14 protein-coding genes are annotated in these 23,719 nt (G+C 39.6%); 1 reads left to right on the top strand and 13 read right to left on the bottom strand.

The features are described from left to right. Window positions 1-29: 29 nt before the first annotated feature. The 4 genes from B4N43_RS00160 to B4N43_RS00145 form a co-directional block, all read right to left on the bottom strand. Window positions 30-2,327 carry a GH92 family glycosyl hydrolase gene (locus tag B4N43_RS00160; protein WP_286732202.1) on the bottom strand — a complete coding sequence of 766 codons (2,298 nt, stop codon included), beginning with the start codon at window positions 2,325-2,327 and terminating at the stop codon, window positions 30-32. A 10-nt stretch (window positions 2,328-2,337) separates the two neighbouring features. Beyond that, window positions 2,338-3,060: a basic secretory protein-like protein gene (locus tag B4N43_RS00155; RefSeq protein WP_286732201.1), complete on the bottom strand. Its 723-nt coding sequence runs from the start codon at window positions 3,058-3,060 to the stop codon at window positions 2,338-2,340. A gap of 10 nt (window positions 3,061-3,070) precedes the next feature. Beyond that, window positions 3,071-5,419 (bottom strand): GH92 family glycosyl hydrolase, encoded by a 2,349-nt coding sequence (locus tag B4N43_RS00150; protein WP_088159970.1) that lies wholly within the window; start codon window positions 5,417-5,419, stop codon window positions 3,071-3,073. A 148-nt stretch (window positions 5,420-5,567) separates the two neighbouring features. Then, window positions 5,568-6,554 carry a LacI family DNA-binding transcriptional regulator gene (locus tag B4N43_RS00145; RefSeq protein ID WP_088159969.1) on the bottom strand — a complete coding sequence of 329 codons (987 nt, stop codon included), beginning with the start codon at window positions 6,552-6,554 and terminating at the stop codon, window positions 5,568-5,570. A gap of 414 nt (window positions 6,555-6,968) precedes the next feature. On the opposite strand from B4N43_RS00145, the gene B4N43_RS00140 reads away from it, so the two are divergent. Then, window positions 6,969-8,387 carry an arylsulfatase gene (locus B4N43_RS00140; protein ID WP_286732199.1) on the top strand — a complete coding sequence of 473 codons (1,419 nt, stop codon included), beginning with the start codon at window positions 6,969-6,971 and terminating at the stop codon, window positions 8,385-8,387. Between the two features lie 213 nt (window positions 8,388-8,600). Here B4N43_RS00140 and B4N43_RS00135 read toward each other — a convergent pair whose 3' ends face one another. From B4N43_RS00135 to B4N43_RS00095, 9 genes are all read right to left on the bottom strand, one after another. Next, the gene (locus B4N43_RS00135; RefSeq protein ID WP_286732198.1) at window positions 8,601-11,078 is read right to left on the bottom strand and encodes a phosphocholine-specific phospholipase C; all 2,478 of its coding nucleotides are present in this window, start codon (window positions 11,076-11,078) and stop codon (window positions 8,601-8,603) included. Window positions 11,079-11,220: 142 nt separating this feature from the next. Beyond that, window positions 11,221-12,744, bottom strand: a complete 1,524-nt coding sequence (locus B4N43_RS00130; protein WP_286732195.1) for a SusD/RagB family nutrient-binding outer membrane lipoprotein — start codon at window positions 12,742-12,744, stop codon at window positions 11,221-11,223. A 22-nt stretch (window positions 12,745-12,766) separates the two neighbouring features. Next, a complete protein-coding gene (locus tag B4N43_RS00125; protein WP_286732194.1) occupies window positions 12,767-16,114 on the bottom strand; it encodes a SusC/RagA family TonB-linked outer membrane protein in 3,348 nt (1,115 codons plus the stop codon). Window positions 16,115-16,117: 3 nt separating this feature from the next. After that, the gene (locus tag B4N43_RS00120; RefSeq protein ID WP_286732191.1) at window positions 16,118-17,074 is read right to left on the bottom strand and encodes a FecR family protein; all 957 of its coding nucleotides are present in this window, start codon (window positions 17,072-17,074) and stop codon (window positions 16,118-16,120) included. A gap of 56 nt (window positions 17,075-17,130) precedes the next feature. Next, complete coding sequence (locus B4N43_RS00115; RefSeq protein ID WP_286732189.1) at window positions 17,131-17,685, bottom strand: RNA polymerase sigma factor; 555 nt, start codon at window positions 17,683-17,685, stop codon at window positions 17,131-17,133. A 303-nt stretch (window positions 17,686-17,988) separates the two neighbouring features. Further along, complete coding sequence (locus B4N43_RS00110) at window positions 17,989-19,572, bottom strand: DUF3843 family protein (protein ID WP_088159963.1); 1,584 nt, start codon at window positions 19,570-19,572, stop codon at window positions 17,989-17,991. A 271-nt stretch (window positions 19,573-19,843) separates the two neighbouring features. Further along, window positions 19,844-20,644, bottom strand: coding sequence for a tyrosine-protein phosphatase (locus B4N43_RS00105; RefSeq protein WP_286732185.1), 801 nt, complete (start codon window positions 20,642-20,644; stop codon window positions 19,844-19,846). Window positions 20,645-20,818: 174 nt separating this feature from the next. After that, window positions 20,819-22,789 (bottom strand): hypothetical protein, encoded by a 1,971-nt coding sequence (locus B4N43_RS00100; RefSeq protein ID WP_286732184.1) that lies wholly within the window; start codon window positions 22,787-22,789, stop codon window positions 20,819-20,821. Between the two features lie 91 nt (window positions 22,790-22,880). Beyond that, window positions 22,881-23,585 (bottom strand): hypothetical protein, encoded by a 705-nt coding sequence (locus B4N43_RS00095; protein ID WP_286732181.1) that lies wholly within the window; start codon window positions 23,583-23,585, stop codon window positions 22,881-22,883. Window positions 23,586-23,719 lie beyond the last annotated feature (134 nt).

The following is a 23,719-nucleotide window of genomic DNA, read 5'->3' as shown; positions in this document are numbered from 1 at the left end:
TTTTCTTTTTATGTCTTGACCTATCGTTACTATTGTTTGTTCGGTTTATTGCTCATCTCGAAGATTAATTCACCGCCATTTATAATGCTGCTATAGGGCAATAGAAAATCAGCCAATTTCTGCCCATTTAAAGAAACGGATTTAACGTAAACATTCTTCTCAGACTGGTTACGGGCAACTATAGAAAGACTGCGTCCGTTTTCAAGATTAACCTTTGCCGATTTTACCAAAGGACTGCCAATCCAATAGTTATCTTCCCCAGGTGCCACCGGATAGAAGCCTAATGCAGTAAATAAATACCAAGCAGACATTTGTCCACAGTCATCATTTCCCCCTAAACCCGCATGACCATTATGATACTGATTCCGTATGATTTGTCTTACACGCGCCTGAGTTTTCCAGGGACTCTTGGTTATATTGTACAAGTATGCCACATGATGGGAAGGTTCATTTCCGTGCACGTAATTTCCGATAATGCCATCTCGGGTAATATCCTCCGTATGTTCAAAATATTTATCCGGTAATTCCATGGTAAACAGTGAATCCAAATAAGACTCTAAACGTTTTTTACCTCCCATTAATACCATCATTTCAGTAGGTTGATGCGGTACATACAGGCTGTAATTCCATGAATTACCTTCAATAAATCCTTGCCCATGTGTATCCAAAACATCGAATTTCTCCTGAAATTTACCCGCTGAATTCTTCGGACGCATAAATCCAATAGCGGAATCATAGAGTGATTTCCAACTTTCAGCCCTTTTGGAAAAGGTCGTGTAAATATCCTCTTTTCCCAATTTTTTCGCTAATTGCGCTATACACCAATCGTCATACGCATATTCCAATGTATTAGAAACAGATGTTCCCGATACATCTGCAGGAACATATCCCTTATCTATGTAAGCCCCAATCCCCTCGTACTGACGTGTATTTGCTGTTTGTACACAAGCTGCTAATGCAGCCTCAGCATCACCTTTGTAAACACCTTTGAGGATAGCATCAACAATAACCGATACGGAATGATAGCCACTCATGCACCAGTTATCATTTGCATAATGCGACCAGATCGGCAACATTTTCAATACACTCTGATCATAATGAGCCATCATGGATGCCACAATATCTGCATTACGAGAGGGGTTTATTAGATTCAACAGCGGATGAAAGGCCCTAAAGGTATCCCATAAAGAAAATGAGGTGTAATTCGTAAAGCCTTCAGCACGGTGCACCTCCTGGTCCAACCCTTTATACTCACCATTGCTGTCCATATACACCGTCGGCATTAAGCTTGCATGGTACATAGCTGTATAAAAATTGACAAGGTCTTCCTTGTTCAACATTTCAGCTTCTATCTTATGCAACTCCTTTTCCCAGGCGTTTTGCCCTTGCTTAACGTAGCCGTCAAAATTCCAGTCCGGAGCCTCAGCCTCCATATTGGCCAATGCATTCTTCATGCTTACTGGACTTAAAGCTACTTTCAGAAGGATGGCCTCTTGTGCTTTTGTATCAAAATCCAAGTGAAGCTTAATATTGTGTGCTGCAAGATCAGGGAAATTGTTCTGTTGATCAAACTTACGCCAGAAACCATTATAGACAGATTTTCCATCTTCATATTTGGCGCCGTAATTCTTAAAAGCTTTTGATGTCTTTATCGCAAAGTATACGGTGCGGGTTCTTGACCAACCGTTTGTCTGGCGGTAGCCTACCAGGGTTGAATCGTTCAAGACCTTGACAACGGTCCAAACATTCTTGCCGTCATAATTATAGATCCCAGCAGTTAAGTCTACAATAAGATGTGATGCATTTGATTCTTTGAACGTATAACGGTGCAGTCCTACACGTGTTGTTGTCGTTAATTCAGCTTTAATCTGATGTTTATCCAGTAAAACACTGTAATAGTTGGCCTCAGCCCGTTCGTTGGCATGCGAATATGGTGATCGATAACCATCTTGTGGTCGATCAGCTGTACCCGGGTTTAATTGGACTTTTCCCTGTGTCGGCATGATCTGTATATCACCAAGATCGGAGTGACCTGTACCGCTAAAATGCGTATGACTAAACCCGACAATCGTTGGATCATCATACTGATAACCAGCACAATATTTATAAACATCACCGTTATACCGCCCATTGACAGCATACGATAATGTATCCGTATCAGGGCTTAATTGTACAGCACCAAATGGAACTGTCGCCCCCGGAAAAGTATGCCCCATTTTTGCCGTACCGATGAGCGGTTTGACATACTGAACTAATTTCGTTTCTTGTGCCTTTAATAGATATGGGACACTAAATAATCCCAAAAAGATTAAACTTCTGATATTCATCGCTTATGAATTATAGTTTGGGATTTTGGCTATAATCGGCCCACAGCTCATCAATAGTTTTACCCGTCTCCACTTTCCAAAAAGCATCACTATAGCTTTTGCTACGCATCGCCGCATCCAATTTTTTGACAAAATCCTTCTTTACATGTAGATTGATCCAGTACAAAAAGCGCGCTGTAATACGGTAAGAATCTGTGTATTTCTGCTTTTCGTTATATTCTGGCAGCTTCCAATTTGCTCCAGCATTATCTATTCCATCATCAAATCGCACAAAATCGGCTATCCCCTCGGTAATCCACCAAGGGCCCGCCCCATCGGGGTATGCTTGGACAATATGCATTACCTCATGGGTAACCACATCAATATCGCCCGGATTTTTGGCAAACCAAGCTGGACTGTAACGGACAATCCCGCCCGCTGTCGCTGCCACACCTTTATAGTCCGGATCAATAACGAAAGACACCTTTTTAATGGTCTTTTTATTATATTTCTTGGCTAGTTTAGGATAGTTTGTAAAATATGCCGCCACCAACCTTTCTTTTAAAGGAGCACTAAAATCTTTGTCTTTATTTATCCAAATCAGGGTGTACCCACCTTTACTGATACTATCAACATCCACAGCCAATTTTCGGTCGTTTTCTGTATGTTTCCAGTTGTCCTGCGCGAAAAGTGAACAAGAGTATGCCAAACCAAATAAGGTAACAACTACTTTTAAGTTTTTAAAGTTTATCATAATCCAATGATTATTTCTTTTTGTTCGATTTCAACTTGATATTTGTTTGCAAATCCGTTGTCATTGAATAAGGCGCTGAATTTTTGGACGATCCCCTCGTATAATTGGGTTTTGCCGCCATGTCAAAATTAAGTGTGCCACCTTCATGCAATGCTTTGTGACTTAACCAGTTTTTACCATAATCCTTACCATTCATTTGCAATGTGTTTACATATACATTTTCAGCTGAGTTCTTTGGTGCATCAATGGTCAATGTCTTACCATTTTCAAATGTTAATGTCGCTTTTTTAAATAATGGGGCTCCGAGCACATATTCATCCGTCGCCGGACAAACCGGATAGAATCCCAGCGCTGAAAAAACATACCATGCAGAGGTTTGACCATTATCTTCATCACCGCAATAGCCATCAGGTGTAGGCTTATACATTCGGTCTATCACTTGACGCACCCAATATTGTGTTTTCCAAGGTTGGCCAGCATAATTGTACAAATATGGCATATGCTGAATTGGCTGATTACCATGTGCATATTGCCCCATATTCGCAACTTGCATTTCACGTATTTCATGGATAATACCACCATAATAGCTATCGTCGAAATCTGGGGACTGAACAAACACCGAATCCAACATGCCCACAAAAGTCTTCTCTCCTCCCATCAGATCGATCAGCCCCTGAACATCGTGAAATACGCTCCACGAATAATGCCAGCTATTTCCCTCTGTGAATGCGTCACCCCATTTCAATGGATTAAAAGGGGCCTGGAATTTTCCATCTTTATTCTTTCCACGCATAAGATTGGTCGATGGATCAAATAAATTCTTGTAATTCTGTGCACGCTTAGCATACAAATCAATCTCAGCCTTCGGGCGGTTCAACGCTTTTGCCAATTGGTAGATCGTGAAATCGTCATAGGCATATTCCAATGTACGTGCTGCATTTTCATTGATTTTAACATCATATGGCACATAACCCAAACTATTGTAATATTCAACGCCTTTTCTTCCAACAGCACTCATTGGTCCTTCGTTATTAGCACCGTGTTGTAAGGCTTCGTATAACTTATTGATATCATAACCGCGCAATCCCTTCATATATGCATCCGAAACGACCGATGCAGAGTTATTTCCCACCATGATATCGGCATATCCCGGACTGCTCCATTCAGGAAGGAAGCCTCCTTCTAGATACGCGTTAAGTAAACCTTCCTGCATCTCCTTATTAATGGAAGGATACATAAAGTTTAAGAATGGGTACAACGCTCTAAAAGTGTCCCAAAAACCTGTTCCTCCAAATAAATAACCGGGAAGTGTTTTTCCATTATATGGGCTGTAATGTACAGCCTTTCCTTGCGCATCAATTTCATATAATTTGTTCGGGAAAAATAAGGTCCGATACATCGTCGAATAGAATGTACGCAGTTGATCAATATCATCACCTTCTACTTTAATTTTTCCTAAAGTCGAATTCCAGATCTGACGTCCGTCTTCTTTTATTTGATCAAAAGATTTGTTACCTAACTCATTTAAGTTTAATAAGGCTTGTTCGGCACTGATAAAGGAAGACGCTACTTTCACCTGCACTGGTTTTGTTTTGTCTTTTACCTTAAACCCGACGATTGCACCAGTGTGATCACCTTTGATCTGAAGTTGCCCATCCTTCTTCTCTTTGCCTTCCCAAGTAGCGACACTTGCAAAAGGTTGATCAAAAACCAAAACAAAATAATTCTTGAAATTAGCTGGCAGTGGACCGCGTGCATATTTCGAAGAATAACCAATTATCATATTTTTTTCTGGAATAATCTGAACTTCAGATCCCTTTTCATAAGCATCCAAAACAATATAAGCATCGTCTGTTTTATTAAACGAGATCCTAAACATGGCTGCGCGTTCTGTTGGTGTCATCTCTGCAGTCACATCGTGATCCGCTAGATAAACCGAATAATAATACGGTTTTACAATCTCCGCTTTATGCGAAAACCAGCTCGCACGTTCATCTTGATCAAATACAGGCTTTCCAGTTACAGGCATGATAGAAAAAACACCGTAATCATTCATCCAGGGTGATGGCTGGTGAGTCTGTTTTAATCCACGAATCTTATCAGCGGTATATTGATACTGCCATCCGTCGCCATTTTTCCCTGTTTGTGGTGTCCACATATTCATTCCCCAAGGTCTCGCAATCGAGGGATAGGTGTTACCATTGGACAACTCAAATTTGGATTCGGTACCCATTAATGGATTAACAAGATCGACAGCTTCTAGCTGCTGTCCTCTAAATTTCTGAGCCAAAACCGGTTTTGCGTAAAACAAACCCAAAGACAATAACGACCCTAGAAAAACACTTAAAGATTTCTTCATTATTTAGGATATATAAAAATATTTCTACTAAAACGTATTAGTAAAGATATAAAAAAGAATATTAAATCAAAATAAAGACCTGGAATTGGACAAACACGTCTTATGATTTTTACAATTCAATTTCTATATATTCTTTTGTTGTCCCTTTTTATCGCTTGATCAATTTGGTCGAAATGACATATTCTTTTGGTATGGATATCCCCTGATCTATTTCCTTTAACAAAACTTTCACACAAGTTTTAGCCAGAGGTTCCAATGGTTGCTGAATACAGGAAATTTTAGGAATCAAAATATCAAATAATTCATGGTCATCAAAAGAAAACATCGGAAAATTATAGCTATTCTCAGGTGCCGACCGTAATACCTTCAATCCGAGAATACAAAGATAATTTGTGGTAAAAAATAGACCATCTAAGCCTACCTGCTTAGCAGCCCAATTTTTCAACATACGTGAACCTTTCTGCTTCAGGTGCTGATAAGGTAATTGCAGTATACGAGGTTCCATTCCATATGTGTCACAAAACGCCAAATAAGCACGCTTACGTGCCAGCATTTGTGGTTGATCCGAATCGATGGTTACCAGCCCAAAATTTCTACAACCAATAGATTTCAAATAGTCACATGCATTCTTCCCACTAACTTCATTGTCAATATGTACATAATGGGTTTCCACTGTTGGAGAATTTCTATCAAAAACTACCAGCGGAACCTTATGTTCCAATATTTTGCGCTGATATTCTTCCAGATCTACTGTCGGAGCCAAAATAATACCCTCCACTTTCTTTTCCAACATCGAATCGATGATATCGCGTGCATTTTGCGGATCTCCAAGCGTACTACTGTAGAGGACATGATAATTTTTCTTTCGGAACAATTCCTCTACATACAATGCAAATGGACCAAAAAAAGAATCCCCAATATTCTCTACAATTAGACCAATAGTATTTGACCGCCCCGTTGCTAAACTCTTCGCGAGCGCATTGGGCTTATAGCCAACTTTTTCAACGTATGCAAGTACGCGATTTTCCAATTCCTTGCTAATGCGTGCTCGCTCGGCTTTGTGGTTAATGACTAACGAAACAGTTGATTTAGACACATTGAGTTCCTGTGCTATTTCTTTAATTGATTTGGCCATAAGAGCATTTTCATAAAATTAGGGTGAAATTAGAAAATAAATATGAACATATCGGAGATTACAATTGATAGCACACAATAAATTATTACACAATCGTATGCGTAGGCAGCAAAAAAGAACAGATTATCCAATTAAGGCTCTTTCATTACCGTTGTTATCCCTCCACGAATGCGAGCGAATACGATCAAAAAGATATTTTTGACTAAATTTAACGCTCATTCTTTTTAGAGTAATACTTCTTTAAAATAGAAGTATTACTCTAAAGAACATACGAACCATTATAAATAAAATTAAATAGGACCACCTGACTGTTTTAATGGATTAAGTTACACTGCAATATAAACTAGTGGACAATCTTAGCGAAGAAAAAAATTAATTTTAAGAAATAACCGAATGCAAATGAAAATATCTTTTATGTTATCTCTTTTTTTGACTCTAGCCTCTCTTGCTATAGCTCAAAAGAAGGACCAAAGGCCGAATATTGTACTTATTATGGCAGATGATCTTGGTTATGGAGACCTTGGTGTATACGGTCAGCAAAAAATTGAAACGAGGCATATCGATTCATTGGCTGCCAAAGGTATGAAATTTGACAACTTCTACGCTGGTACATCTGTGTGCGCTCCGTCGCGATCATCTTTAATGACAGGACAGCACACCGGCCATACCTACGTACGCGGTAACAAAGAAATTGAGCCCGAAGGACAACAACCGCTAGCCGACTCTGTACAAACTTTCGCTATGCTTCTACAACAAGCAGGATATACAACCGGTGCGTTTGGCAAATGGGGACTTGGCATGGTCCATACAACAGGTGCTCCTGATCAAAAAGGATTCGATGAATTCTATGGCTATAACTGCCAACGTCAATCCCATCGCTACTACCCAACTCACCTCTGGCATAATAACGAAAGGATAGAACTCCATGGCAATGGTTTAATGGCCCAAGGGCAGTATGCACCAGCATTAATCCAAGAAAAGACCTTGAAATTTATTGATGAAAATAAAGAAAAACCTTTTTTCCTTTATGTACCTACAGTTCTTCCTCACGCCGAATTATCAGGTCCAGATGACAAATATTATCAGTTATATGCAGACAGGTTTGATGAAAAACCACATAAAGGAAATGACTATGGCGCACAAGCGACTGTTCCCGGTTACGCTTCGGTAGAAAAACCGCATGCCATGTATGCGAGTATGGTAAGCCGTATGGATGCTTATGTCGGTCAAATTGTTGATCGGTTACGCGAAAACAAGCTATTGGATAATACAATTATCATTTTCACGAGCGACAACGGATCGCACAAGGAAGGCGGAGCCGATCCCAATTTTTTCAATAGCTCTGGTGGGTTACGCGGCAACAAACGCGACCTCTATGAAGGTGGCATCAAGACCCCTTTCATTGTTTATTGGCATGGTAAAGTTGCCGAAGGGAAAACCTCAAACTACCTGGGTGCTTTTTGGGATATTATGCCGACGATGGTCGAGCTTGCCGGGACAAAAAAACCGCATTATACAGACGGAATTTCATTTTTACCAACGCTGCTAGGTAAAAACAAGCAACAAAAACAGCACCAATACCTGTACTGGGAATTTCATGAAGATGGGGGGCGTCAAGCCCTGCGCCAAGGAGATTGGAAACTTATCTTACAAAAAGTGACAAGTAGCCAACCTACAGCCGAGCTATATAATCTCAAACAAGATCCAAAAGAACAACACAATATTGCCCAGGAAAACCCAAAGAAAGTAAAAGAATTACGTCAGCTGATTGAAAAAGCGCATGTCGAAAGTGGTATTTTCCCATTGACAAGTGTAAACACGCACAAAAAATAAAACTAAGGTTTGGGGAGTAGCTAACTGCGTGTTATTCCCCAAAAAACGATTAAAATTCCTGAAAGTATAGCAGCAGGAAAAAGATACCAAGAAATAGAAATGATTGACTTCCGATAGAGGCACACAAAAGATCCTAGTCCAACGAAGAACTAGGATCGCATAGTTAAAGAATTACCGCCAACAGATGCCACTTATCGATGAATCGTTTGCTTATTATCCCAACTGAGGGTCAGTTTTCGAATGATTACCTGTTTCTACACGCCCCGCAAACTGGCGTACAAATTTGGTTCCCTCCACGTGCAGCGTCACATCATACCAACCATGGGTTTTATGAGATTCCACAATCCACTTCGTAGATTTCCCTGCCGCAAGTACAATAGATTTCTTCCAGGTGCTGTAAGCATTATCTTCTACATGTACTTGAAATGATTTTTTCCCTTTGTTATGGACCTCCAGTACAAGATTACCCGTCAAAAGACCTTTCTTCCCTATTTCATAGGTCGCTCCAACAGATAAGGGTTCCTCCTGTCCTTTAAATCCGCGCATAAAACCATTAGGTCCGTACACCGTCAAATCGTAAAGGTGATCTTTAAAGTCCGCCAAGTTCCAGTCAAAGCTTAGTTCCTGACCAGCGACAACTGCAAATGGCCAAAATTTCACTCCGTCTTTATAACTCGGGCCACTATAGACATTAAATGGGCTATTTAGCGATTTACTACCAAATACCTTATTGCCAACTTCTAGTGTCAGATGAATCTGATTGTGTTCCTTAGCAAAAGAGTCTTTGACATAAAGCTCGTACGCCAGAGCGCTGGAGTTTTTCTGACCTTTCTCCTGTCTTGCCAGTAAAGTGGAATGACCTTTAGACCGCAATCCTGCGGCATCCTCTTTCGACCAAACATGAAAATTATTAGGTAGTGGTTTCGATTTTGCCTGATCAATCGCGTAAATCTGCTGATTCCGATCAAGGAAAGGCAAATCAACAGCATTCGCTCCCTCAGCTTTCCGAAATATCGATGTCAAATCACCTGTGATGGCCCGGCGCCAAGAGCTGATGTTCTCCTCTTTCACTTGCTTGCCCAACTTTTTCTCAAAGAAATGCTCCATAAACTGAATCGTCGATGTGATATCGCAAATCTCCGAATTGACCCAACCGCCTTTTGACCAAGGTGACGCCACAATCAAAGGTACGCGGTAACCGAGCCCCACTGGGCCTTCCGTTGCATTATCTTTTTCTTCACCGTCGGCAAGCTCCTGTGCTAAACTCACATATTCACCACTATAATCTAATTCTGGCGAAGTCTTTCCTGAATGGCTATCTGCCGGGTTAGGTGCTACAAAAGGAGGAATATGGTCAAAATAACCATCATTCTCATCATAGTTCAGAATAAAAATAGTCTTCTTCCAGATTTCGGGATTCTCTGTCAGAATATTCAAAAGCTCCGATACATACCAAGCTCCATACATAGGGGCGCTCGGATGATCTGAGAAGCTTTGTGGTGCTACAAGCCAAGACACTGCGGGTAACTTCCCAGATTTCACATCATGTCTAAATTGGTGTAAAACATCTCCCTTAGGAACAGTAATCTTTTCACCTTCATGTGTCACTACGCTTGTCTCACGATAGAAAGAATCACTCTCATTCGTTTGAAAAGCGCGTTCATGCAAGGCACGCTGTTCTTTAGGAAGCTGCTGAAAAGCATGATCCGTAAGACGTGCCAAATGTTTTTGATAGCTATTCAGCTGCTCCTGCTTCTGCTTGAGTTTATTCTGTGTTTTCTGGACACTCTCAGAGCTATTATTCGCTAATGCTTTTTCAAGTTCCTGAATCTCCGCTGGTAATTCTGCCACACGTTTACGCATAAAATCAAGATGGCTTTTCTTGAATTCAATATGATATTGTGCAAACCATTCCAAATTATTGTCTGTAAAATTTCCCAACAGATCCTCACCGTCTAAGCCGCTTTCTATGCTGACTTCATTTTGGTAGACTTTCCAGGAGATCCCTGCTTCTTCCAAGCGCTCAGGAAAAGTTTTCCAATGTGCCCAACGGTTAAAATAGATATCTGAATTCCGCACCAATGGTTTAGCCCCCTTATGTGGCACACAGGTTCCAGTCCAGAAAAAATGTCTATTGGTTGTTGTACCTGTAATAGATGAACAGAAATGCTGGTCACAGATTGTAAAAGCATCAGCTAATGCATAATAAAAAGGGATATCCTCGCGTGTATAATAACCCATTGTTAGCGGGATCTCTTTCAGAACCTTTCCTCCTGGCCGTTTTGCTTCGATCCAGTTATCGTGTTTACCCTGATTGCGGGCGGCCATCTGGTTTTCCCAGGAATGCGGTAAATTGCCGGTCCACGCAGCATTCGAGTTTTTGATATCCAGTCGAAACGGCGAATAGGTCTTACCTGCAGCCGACGACTGCAACCACACCGGATTACCATTAGGCAATTTAATCGCCCGTGGATCATTGAATCCCCGAACCCCACGAAGTGTTCCAAAACTATGATCAAAAGAACGATTCTCTTGCATCAATAATACAATATGTTCGGCATCTAAAAAGGTACTTCCTGTTATAGGTTCAATCGCCAATGCACGCTGTATGGCATCTGGCATAGCACTCTGTAAGCCAAAAACACCAGCTAACAAGGAAGCCTTCTTGATAAAATCTCTTCTGCTATCCATAAATAAATTTGTTATCTCTCTACTAAATTCAATGGTTTAAAGCGAATATATCCATTCGCTGTCGTTTTTAATGTAACGTTTTTAACAACAATCCCCGCAAACGATTGATCTCATTTGCGGGGATTGTTTTTTTTTGAAGGACTTATTTCAAAAGCCACATCAATTGGTTGATCTCATCATTGCCTTTATATTGGCGCTGCATTGCCTCGTCCAAATTTGCAGAATTATAATTGTACTCTAATGATGGGTAACGCCACCGCATCGGTATTTTATCCGGTGCGACTGAATTCAAACTTGATGTTGGATTGATCTTCCATTTAGGATAGCCCGTTCTTCTATAATCATAATATGGAGTCATACGTCCCTGCAAGTAACTGGCTAAATATTTTTGTGTCATAATAGCCTCCAGTTGTGCTTCAAGTACGACCGGAAATTGACTTCCATAGGTTGCTACTGCTGTATTGATGTAGTTGGCATCCAATGGCATATTATGGGTATATTGAGCCGTATTCGGCGTATTATCCGCAATAAATTTCATTGCGGCTTCAATTCCTTTCTTATACCAATTAACGGACGATTCGGCAACCCAGCCCCGTGCGGCAGCTTCAGCTATCACAAAACATAGATGTGCATAACTGTATTGTTGTGTTGGTTCACCACTAACTAGTTCCGTATAACGGTCATTCAATTTAGAATAATCATTTTTCTTCTTTAACTCAGCAATTTCACTAAAGGAAAGAGAAGGATCTGTCCCTATGTAAGCGCTAAAATCATTAGATTGTTTGCCGTTTGTGATCTGTAATGCGGAAGGATTCGCATAATAAAATAATCTTCTATCTTGATATTGTTTCAATCGGTCAATAACCTCTGTCGAAACAATAGGATAAATAACAAAGCTATTACTAATCTTATAAAAAGGATAAGTTTGGCTGGCTTTGTCCTCATGAACGACCTGAAAATTATCTGCATTACTACCAAAGATCGGTTTACTGGTCAAGATTGATTTAAAACGATCTTTTATCTTTAGATCGGCATCACTTTCTTTTTTGCTTAATTGAATAAGAACATTTAATGCAAAGCTGTTTACCAATTTGCGCCATTTCGTGACATCTCCAGCGAACAATGGATCACCATCAAATTTTTCACCTTCCGAAAAGAGCTTATCTGCAAGCTCCAACTCGTTCAAAATACCCAGAAAAACATCTTTTTGAGTATCATATTTAGGGAAATAAACCTTATCCGTTTCCCCTTTTAATGCATCTTTATAGGGAATATCTCCAACACTCATTGTCCCCTCGTAAAACTTCATGGCACGCGCAAAATACATCAGACCATTATACGAGTTCTTGAGTTTTTCACTTGTTGCAAACTCTCCCATAAAATGAGCATCATTGATCGAAGTCATCGAGATATCCCATTCGCCGAGGCTATTGTATTGATATCCCTCTGTTAATTCTGTCCAAGCAATCTCTTTGGTAAGCATATAAGGCTGCATAAAACCTTTAGTTGAGGACTGGCGTGCCAAATTTAATATTATACGAGTAGCCAACATGGAAGGTTTAACAACCGATGGTGTCTCAGGATTGGTATTGATCTCATCAAATTTGGAACAACTTGTCGACATCACCAAAGTACCAAGGGTGATATACGTCAATAATCTTTTCATGTTCATATTTGTCATGTAATTTTTAAAAAGTAAGGTTAATATTGAAACCAATGTAACGCATCGATGGTGAACTTAAATCTTCAGAACCAACATCTGGATCTGAGAAACGGAACTCTTTGGTCCACAACAATAAATTTTGCCCAGTCACACCGACACTGGCGCGTTTCGCTTTAAACTTCGAAGCGATCTTATCGGGCATTCGGTAACTAAGCGACAATTCACGAAGTTTAATGAATGTTTCGTCCCAATAATTCCATCGGCCTGAATAGGCTCGTTTGTAATACCCCTCATATGAAACCACTTTATCATTTGGAGCAAATACACGCGTATCCTCTGTAATCTGACCGTATTTATCATAGGTCACACTACCGGAAACAATTTTCACACCCGGAGCGATAAAGGTTTTATTGCCATTAACCACTTCCTCATAACGGTATGGTGTATCTGAATCAGGATGAGAACCTGTCTGCCATAAACGACCATTCATTGTTGAGTAGGACATCCCTTTAATTCGACCATCTAGGCTAAAACCAAATGAGAAGTCTCTATAACGAAACTGATTTGAAAAACCCCAAAACCATTTTGGCGCAGTATATCCTATTAATTGATTGGCATACTGAGCTGAAATTGGCATCCCAGAACTATTTAGTATCATCTGTCCATCCGGAGAACGCTCCCAGTCCTTATATTCGATATAATCGGCCCGCAATCCTTCCTTAACATATAATGCATCTTTTGAATATTGAGGATCCAACTTGTGGAAATAGCGCATGTTCTGAGAAAGGTTCATCGTAATATCCCACTGGAAATTTTCACGCTTAATCGGTGTACCTCCCAATGTGATTTCATGCCCTTTAGTCATTTCCTCTTCCTTTGTATTTATCAAACGCTCCTCAAATCCGGTAGTTTTTGAAATCTTAGCTTTGACAATCTGATTGTGTAATAAGCGATAGTAGCGGGTATAATTACCATACAACCGATTGTTCAATACCGCAAAATCAAACCCGAACTCCGTCAAATCACGTTGCGTAGGTGAAATCGAATAGTCTTTGATAATATTCGGATAGGAGGCTGTTGGCAGGCCATTCCAAACATTGCTTGTTACCGTAAAAGTTGAATTTATCTCATATGGATTCAGTACAGATTTTGTAATAGCCCAAGATCCCCGTACTTTGAACATGTCCAACCAGAGAGGCTTTGATGGAAGTAGGTCCGTAACAACAACACTTCCTGAAACTGAAGGATAAAAATAAGAGCGATGATCCTTCGTTAACGTTGATACCCAATCATTACGTCCAGTAGCTTCCAAAAAGATCGCATTTCGCCAAGACAAAGAAATACGTCCATAAAGGCCATTCCGCATTTCTTTAACACGGGACTCAACCGCTTTCGCCGGATCGATTGAATTCCGTAATGAATAAAATCCTGGAATTGACAAACCGTTAACTGTATTCGCGATCAAATTATTATCCTTGCTGTAGAAAATAGACCCCCCTAATAATCCATCAACTCCCCAATCGCCAAAATTTTTCTTGGCAGTAAAAATCGCATCATTCGTCGTCGCAAAGCCATCATAATCGGCTTTCATATACTTCCCTTTACTATCAAATCCACCAAAATCTTCAAATCCACCCCGTGTTCCATATATTCCGATCGGATTTTGCTGAGTCCTTGACTTGCCATAATAATCATAACCAGATCGCACCATGAATTTCGCCCAATCGTTAACCTTATAATTCAAGGTAACAGCAGCATTCACCTTATTGACTAATTCGGGAGTAGTTTTTTCGTGCGCGATCAAGTATGGATTGTCATACCATCCTTTATACATCCAATTTTGAGACTGGTCTTTCACCAGCCAATAGTCTTTGTAATCTTTCAAATTATATTCAGGGCCGGTCCACACTAAGATATTATAGATGTATCCTTGATCATTATAGCCAGAACCAAAATTATTAGAGGAAGAACTTCGGTTATACCCAAGCCTAGTTTCCAAGTCAAATTTCTCACTGATCTTGGTTGTTCCTGTCACCGAAATATTTGTCAGGTTCAACTTTTGATTGGGATACTGTCCTTTATTATAAATATGATTAATGGATGTTCTTATGCTTCCATGGTCCCCTTGATTCGTAAAGCTGACTGTATTGTTGGTGATGAAGCCTGGTTCCAAAAAGTTTTTAAAATTGTCCTTACCCTTTGACGTAAGCTCACTTACTTCATACTGTTTGCTAATTGGATTCCATTGTTCGGCAGTTCGGCCAATATCCAACTTATCCCCCCAGACATAATCATCATTGTTAAATTTTCCGGACTCGCCTGAAGAATAGCTATGCTGTACCTCAGGCAACGCAAGATAGCCTGAAAAGAACATATTATTGGTATTCACCGTAATCTCTGTTCCTTTCTCTGCTAGACCTTTTTTGGTCGTGATCATGATTGCTCCTCCTTGTCCCTTACTTCCATAAAGGGCGGTAGCGGTAGCTCCTTTCAAGACCGTCATATCCTGGATATTGTCGACAGGGACATCCCTTAGGTCCATATTTTCGTAAGCCACGCCATCAATGACCAAAATAGGGGTCAGTCCACGTACTTCGATTTGTGGTGTTTTGTTAAATTCTGTACTATTCATAACACGTACACCGGAAATACGTCCAGTCAAAGTCGTTCCGACATCTACTCCTTTCACACGAGTCAAATCTTCTCCCTTCACACTTTGAGTTGAATACCCCAAAGCCCTTTGCTCCCTTTTTATTCCCAACGCTGTAACAACAACCTCTTCCAATGCTTCGGAAGATTTGGCTAGTTTAATAGTCCCTGCTTGTGTCGACAAAATTTCAACACTTTCATACCCTATATAGGAAATCTGGAGGATCGCATCGTCAGCAGTATCTGGCAGTTTGAAGACACCGCTTCCGTCGGTAGTTACAGCAATGGCAGTCCCTTTAACCCGTACCGTCACACCAACGATAGGCTGCCCCGTTTCTTGATCGACAACCTTTCCTCGGATCTCTTTGGCGGCGTTAGAAACTGGCTTGTCGTTTTTCACCTTAGTATCGTTGCCAGTTTTTCTCGATATCACATAGAGCTTCTCATCAATTTTTTTGACCTCAAGATTTCCGTCTGAAATTGTCTGGATAAATTGAACAATTTGTTCCTTTTTCAATTTATCAAGGTCAGCGGCTTCATTGATCTTTTGGTTCGAGATCGAAGCGTCATAACCAAATTTGACGTTGAATTTCTGTTCCATTCGCGTGAGGATTTTCCCGATTCCTTCACTGGTTGAAAATTGTGAGGCCATGGTCTGAAGTGCGAGCGACTGAAAGAGCAGCGCACTTCCCATAAGTTTTAAATAGTAATTGGTTCTTTTCATAAATTACTTTTTATGGATAATTGTTTGATTAAATGCAGTATTAAGCATCTTGAGAGATTTTTCCAAATCGCTAGCCGGTAGATAACCGGTATAGCTTTCAGTCCGGAAAGAATCGATTAATTCGAGATGACTGTCAGGATAAAGATTATTTAGATCGGCTACGATCTGCGTGAGTGGAACTTGATTAAATGACAAAAGATCACTTTTCCAGTTCGATGCAGTGCTCGTATCCGCTTTGGATACATCAAATTGCTTGTGTTGCTTATCATAGGCGACTTTCTCACCGGGACTAACAACAGAATATTGTCCGGCACGTGAGACCCGTACTTTACCATGATTCAACACCAGGCTGCTACGTCCTTCAGAACAATTTAAATTAAATGCTGTACCCAATACACGTACATCAAAGTCGCCAGAACTGGCAATAACAAAAGGTTGCTCCGGGTTCCTCGCTACCTCAAAAAATGCTTCCCCAGAAAGCTTTATCCGACGTAAACTGTCTGTATCGAAATCTGACAACAATTCAATCTCTGCCCCTTGTCGAAGAGACACATGTGTACCATCTGGTAATACAAGGCGCTTAACAAATTTTGTCGGATTGGAATAATGAACAATTTCAGAAGCTGTCGTCCCATGTTGTTCCTTAACTTTAAATTGGAATAGGCAGGCAAGACCGATCAACAGTAAACAGGCGGCGGCAGAAATGACAGACCAACGCCTTTTCCAAATAGGTATTACTGGCTGAGTCAACGAGGTCCCTGTAATCGTAAAGAAGATATCCTCGGAAGTTGTTTTATTTAGTTCACAATCGCGATCGTCCAGCGCAACGACTTCCTCCACACCTGGAAGTTCATCCCTGTCACAAGATGTCAGTAAATCAAGAAATATGGCGTTTTCCTCGGAACTAAGTTCTCCCTTAAGGAATTTTTTATATAAAGCAGCTATTTTGGAATTCATCATCTATACCCATCTTTAAATACATATACGTACCTGGATGACCGGAAGACGATGCGGCTCTAAAAAATATTTAAAAAAATCAATAGGGCTATTGAAATCTCAAAATGATCAATAATATATTGCCGAACGAATTTGTTGCCTTTAACCAATTGATCACGGACGGTATTAACGGAAATCCCAAGCCTATCTGCAATTTCCTGATTATCCAAAAACTCTTCTTTACTCAAAAGAAAAATTTCTAGTCGCGCTTTTGGAAGTTTTGAAATGGCCTCACGATAAACTCGCTCCAAATCTTTAAACCGAATAGTTTCCTCATTCGAATTGTCTACCAATTTGGTCTGATCGATATCTGTAACCTGAAATTGGAATCTGACCTTTTGTTTCCGCAATTCGTCAAACACAAGGTTTCGGGCAATCGTATAGAGGTAAGACTGCGGATTTTTATTTCCGTCTAATTCCGCCCATTTTTTCCAAATTCGGGAGAATGTTTCCTGGACTAAATCCGCAGCAGCTGGTTCTTCTTTCAGATGTAAATAAGCATATTTATACACTTTGTCCTTATACAACAAAAAGAAAGTTTTAAAATCCAGGGCATTATTATTTTCAATAGGCATCCTTCATCACATATAATTGATCCTACAAGTTTAGTGAGAATTTTTTAAAATATGCCCATGAAATGCATAGGATGTGCGGCATGTAAGCTCAAGCAATATAAGTGGTAACAATTTAATTATAATGAATTTATATTAAATTAATACTAGTATCATGGGATTTTCGATCAACAAAATAATGGCCAGAAGACCGCGCAATCTTATACAGCAAAGAATTGCCTGACTTAAATACATAAAAAAGTTCCATTGCAGGTAGGCAATGGAACTTTTTATGTATTCCTATATTTCTTTAGTCGACTACACAAGTTATTTTAACAACGGAAATGGTCCCAAAAAATAAGTTCCTCGCTTATAGAAACGGAGAAAGAAATCAAGCACCGCATCGTCCACTGGAAAGAAGAACTGTTTATCCACCTCCGCCTTAAATAGATTAACATAGTACTTCGGCAACTCGCTTGGGAAAAAATCTTCAACCAAAAGATTCAAAAAATACCGTGCATAAGGTACCTCACTTTGATCATCTTTCTCTACAAAGTTGTTATTCTTTAATGGAAAAAATTCCGCTATACCGCCAAAAACTTCTAAACCCGTTTTTGGATTAAAGAATACCGTAACTTGGGCATCTTCCGTAAGATCCAAATTTGATTCTGGAAGTGGAGATTCTTCTTTGCTCGGATATTTTTGCTGATACTTCTTAAAGAAATCTGTTGCAAATTCCTTCACTTCTTTTCCTTCCATAAACGCAACAGCCGCCTTATGTTCTGACTGGAACAATTTGCCCATATCTTTCAGCTGCTTTTCCGTTTTCTTCAAGCTCTTATCCTTACCATTCAAGGCCTCAATGCGATAAGTCATCTCATACTGCTCCGGTAAATCAAAATTTACCTCGTCGGTATTCACAACGGTCATGATTCCAGAGAGATTCCAAGCATCTTTCCATGGCACAATTTCCATATAGAAAGATAAGGTTTCCGTAGGTTCAACAAATTGCTGTATAGAGTCCTTAAAGATTTTAAATGCTGTCTTTGTACCGATATGTTTTACATGCACATAAAGCTCGTCCGCTTTTACATATTCAAAAAAACTATTAATACGATTACCTAAAGTTTTGACAATACCATATAGCGCATGTTCTTTGCCAACCACCTCAGCTACAAATTCAGATGCCTTCAATGCAAACAGATGCAGTCTGTAATTATTGAAATGGTTATCTCGAACGCGATAGATCATCTGTTGTAACTGATTCTGATCGTGTTGATATCGCCCTATCTCCGCAACTTGCATCAAATGATTGAGATTGGTGTTATATTCACCCGCTGTCAGGTAATTTGTGGCAACAAGCTTTTCAATAAAATTACGGACTTCAAAATAGTTCGCCCCTTCGTCCAAAACATATTCTAGTTTTAACTTTTCATTTTCAGGAGCAACTTCATAATGTTCTTCCAAGATCGAATAGGCCAAATCTGTAACCAATTGGATCAAACGACCACGGGGATCAATAAATAAATGTGGATTACGTTCACTGAAAAATAACCAGGTCAATACAGCTATATCTTCACTATTAATATCCTCAGCATAATAATCCGTTAGGTCATTATCATTATAAAAAGGCAAAAGTTGATTGTATAGTTCTGTATGGATCGTTCTAAAAGCAGCAAAAATTCCTGTTTTCGCAATAACGTCTTCTAAGTAACACGTTAGATAGATACTCAATGTCTTTAAAGCATCGGTATGGATGAGATCATTTGTCTCTTGCTCCTCAAACCATAGTGTAGATAAACTATCATTGATTTCATTTGCAACGCGTAAGTAATAACTATCTATTTCGTTTGTTTTTTGATAAGTATGGTGTGCTATCCAGTCTTGAATAAAAATTCTGTTTCCTCTCATATGAAAAATGCTAAAACCAAAAGTAGCCAAATTTTCGAAATATCCATACGGGCAAAACACAAACGCGGACGAAAATAATCTACATAAGTTAAAGCAACCGCAAACAGCAAATAACACCCAAGAACCCCTCGTGAAATTTTAAAATACGTCCTTACTGCGAAGCAGACTAACTGGACTAAAAGCAGGCGGTATCTGCCAGGAAAGATAAAATTATCACAAAAAAAGAGATACCTAAAAAGGTATCTCTTTTTCCAATGAATATATTTTGATGCTAGCCGGTAGCGATCACATTCTTATTACTTCCCAAATGGTCTTGCAATGACAGATTCAATATGGTACATGTTTTGAGTAAATCACGTACAGGATATTTAGCCACCACATCTTCCAAAGCGGCCAAATGGCGTTCATGATGTGCGTCTGACCCCACAAAATCATACATCCCAGATTTAATCATCGTCAAAGCTGCCGATTTCACCTCAACACCATAATACCGACTGATAGACAACAAGTTTAGCTGCAACATGCAACCGGCATCCTTAATCTGTTTATACATATTAAAGTTATAATGGTAATAATTATAACGTTCTGGATGCGCTAAAATAGGTTGATAACCGAGATTTTGTATATCCAATATCGTTTGAAATAGCGCTTTGGATTCTTGTAAATAGGACATCTCTATAAGCACATAACCACCGGGCATAACACAGAGTTCATTTGATCCGACGAGATTCACGATCCCGTCATCAATCATATGTTCAGCTGCAGCATGAATTTCCGGCATATTAGGCAGCCCAACCATACCAGCTAGTAATTTGTCCTTAGCAGCATCAATCGTACGAATCGAATTTGGATGTACACCATCCATAATATGCGGTGTACAGATAAATTTCTCGAAGCCCATTCGGCCAAGCCCTTTCAACAATACTAATGATTGTTCAATTGATTGACTTCCATCATCAATTCCAGGAAGGATATGGTTATGCATATCCACCTCCAAGAAGGCCAATTTACCGACAACCTTTACTTTTGATTCCTGAGTTTTGTTTCCAAACAATTTTGAAAATATCCCCATACCGTGATGTATAAATCGTTTTTTAGTCTATTTACTTAATTCATTAAACGTCAAAATTACCACAAACAAGCCAAACGATCTTAATATTATTTTAACATTATAAAAATATAACCATAATATTACAAAAGAAAACCAAACAATAGTGCAATAAAATTGTTCAGCACCCTCCTTTAGTTACTTTTTATTTAATTCCGCCAAAATTTGATCGAGTAAATAACTGATCGCACCATCACTGGTCTGCGGCAATCTTGTCGACATTTCAACCTCAGCACGGTTACCAACCACACCTTTGGAAGTAATTGCGGTACTGCCATATTGATTGAGTTGCGCCAGTGTTCCTTCCCATTGTTTATCAGGTGCAACCCCCATTTCCTTTAACATTGTCGGTAACTTTTGTAGGTCAATAGCCGCAGACATCTTGTTTTGCTTCATCAGTTTTACAAAATCTTTATTTCCCGGAGCATTCATCTTATTCTGACGGATATCATTTAGAGACGATGAATCATTACTGACCATTACAAGGTCTTCTTTCAAGAGAACATACATTGGAAAATCCTTGGCTTTCTGTTTTGAAAACGAATAAATACCGTCATAGACCTGCCCAACTTGCTTTGAAACAGCCATGTCCAAGCCTTTTTTTATCAGACGTTGATCCTTTGATGTGAACATCCAAATAAATACTGGAAGTGTTTCTTCCTTCGTCTTTTTCACTTCGGTTGCATTGTAATCATCGTCGTAGGTGTAATCGATATAGTCTTTTTTGAACTTCCGAAGACCGTTCACGACAACCAAATGGTCTCCTGGCATCACCTGGGCAATGGCCTTTTCATCTAGCGCTATTTCAAGAGCCATCAGCCCCCATTCTACGACATCCTGTTGAGGCCCCAATAAACCGCTATAATATTTTGCCATATAAGCAGGCATCTCTCTCAGATAAGCCTCCGAATTAATATTCACATTAAAAAAACCTAAGGTTTTATCCGTTAAATATTTACTGAACTTCGAATTAGGTTTGCGCGCATACATTCTTTTGGTCATCTCAGCAAGAGCCTTATCTAAACCCACAGATCCATTTAATTTCAGCACATTTCCCTCTTGCACTAAATCCAATAGACCATCTTGATAACCAGTCTTGAACTTATCCAGTTTAATCCCCATGTAATAATAGGGAAGAGAGGTGGTATAAGGCAATAGACCACGATATAGATCCTCTACATGAGGAACATACAATCGAATAAGTCCCAGATTTTTTAGAACTTTCTCCTGATCTGAAATTGACAGGGACTTATGATTTCCTGAAAGCAAACGGGTAACCTCATTCAACAACCATTTATCGCGTAAGCCGTTACGAATAGAATCGTTTTTCCGATTTTGATCTTCATAGGCCGTATAAAGTGAATCATAATAACTAGGATCATGTATTTCTGCCGCTTCATCCATCGCAATATCAGCAACAGGTGGCAGTACTTCCGTAGCACCTACTATCGTATCAGGCTCCACAGCTATCGCAACCGGTGGGGATACCGGTACAGCTAGATTTTCATCCGCATCCCAGACTACGGCAACCGAATCCACAGCGGCTACAGTTGTATCTGCCCAAGCATCTTCGTCGTCGGCTGGACGTGCAACGTAATCCACCTTTTTGATTCCATAACGACTAGCGATCGAATCATTATCCAAAAAGGTGGTATTTGTCGTCGCCGAAATAAATCGAGCAATCCGATCGTTATACACCAACATACTGCCGGCTTTGAGACCTATGCTCGTATAACCATTGGCAAATGCCTGGGGTTCTCCCGCCTCATGAAGCAGTTTCTCAAATTGCCCCTTGTTGTTCAAGGAAAATATAAATTCCGTAAAACTGATACTATCGGTCTTTCTGGTATAAAAATAGGCCGTCTGGGATAGGTCTACTCCTAAATTTTTAATATCATTGCTCGCTGAAATTCCTGATTTTTCAAAAAAACCTGCTTTCTGAAGCAACTCGTTCAGCTTATTTGCATTAGCCATCTGTACAATATCTTTTACGTTAAAGGCCGCAATCATTTCTGCATCTTCAGGGATCTGTTTGATCAAGTCCTGCGCCTTTACACTTGTCCCAAAAGACAAACAGGCTAATCCTACCAGTATAAATTTTGATTTCATCTTATAAATAATTTTTCAGCTACACCCAACCTACGCTATAGAAGCGCTTTCAGCAACTAAATATGGCCCTGGTTTCACCAATGTTATTAGGTTATTTTGTTAATGTGATTTTATTTGCCAAACTCGATTTACCATATACCAAATCCATAAAAGGTAGCTTTAGCAAGACCCCTTTCTTATTTCCGGCAACCTTTGCCAGGCCATTTACCTGAGATGCTATCGGTTTTTCAAAACGAATAATCTGCGTATAGAATGCATCTGCAAACTGGCTCGTATTATCGCTTCCCAACTGATTGAATTTTGTCTTCCAGTCAGCAGAAGCCACAAATTTGCGTTCAAAAACATTGCTTGGTGCATTATAATAATAGCGGTTTGAATTCGATATCTTCGTTTTAAATCGATTTGCCAATATATCTGAAAAGGCATTCAACGATTCTATCTGACTAAAATCACATGAAATATTAACGATATAATTGGTAAAATCTGTGCTGTACTGTACATTAGAAATACCTTTAGTCTGCTTGAGCAGCTGAACAGCAGATCGAATTTCTTTCTCCATGTCGGCTTGAGAAGGGATCTGTATTCCCTTGATACTTTTCATCTTCATTAAAGAAGCTACCTTGGTCTTGCTTTTACTTAAATTCAATGTCGCTGCAATATGCCCAGAACCATTCGTTTTTAAGTCGATCTGCTCAACAAAATCAAAACAGCTCGATAATGTCAACGCCATTACAACGGCACAGATCATCGTATAAAATCTTTTCAATTTTCCTTTCACTTTAAGTACTTCTTCCATTACAACGTTGTAACGATTAATAATTTGTCAAATCAATATATGTTTTGACATGAACAGCAAACATTGTGCTATTTTTTTCCTATTGACAAATTTATTGAAAACGAGAATGCAGTTTACTACCTGATTTCAGGGAA

This window comes from Sphingobacterium sp. UBA1897, from assembly GCF_002337775.1.
Taxonomy (GTDB): Bacteria; Bacteroidota; Bacteroidia; order Sphingobacteriales; family Sphingobacteriaceae; genus Sphingobacterium; species Sphingobacterium siyangense.
The sequence above is the reverse complement of the archived record's forward strand: the minus strand, read 5'-3'. Positions and strand labels throughout refer to the sequence as shown.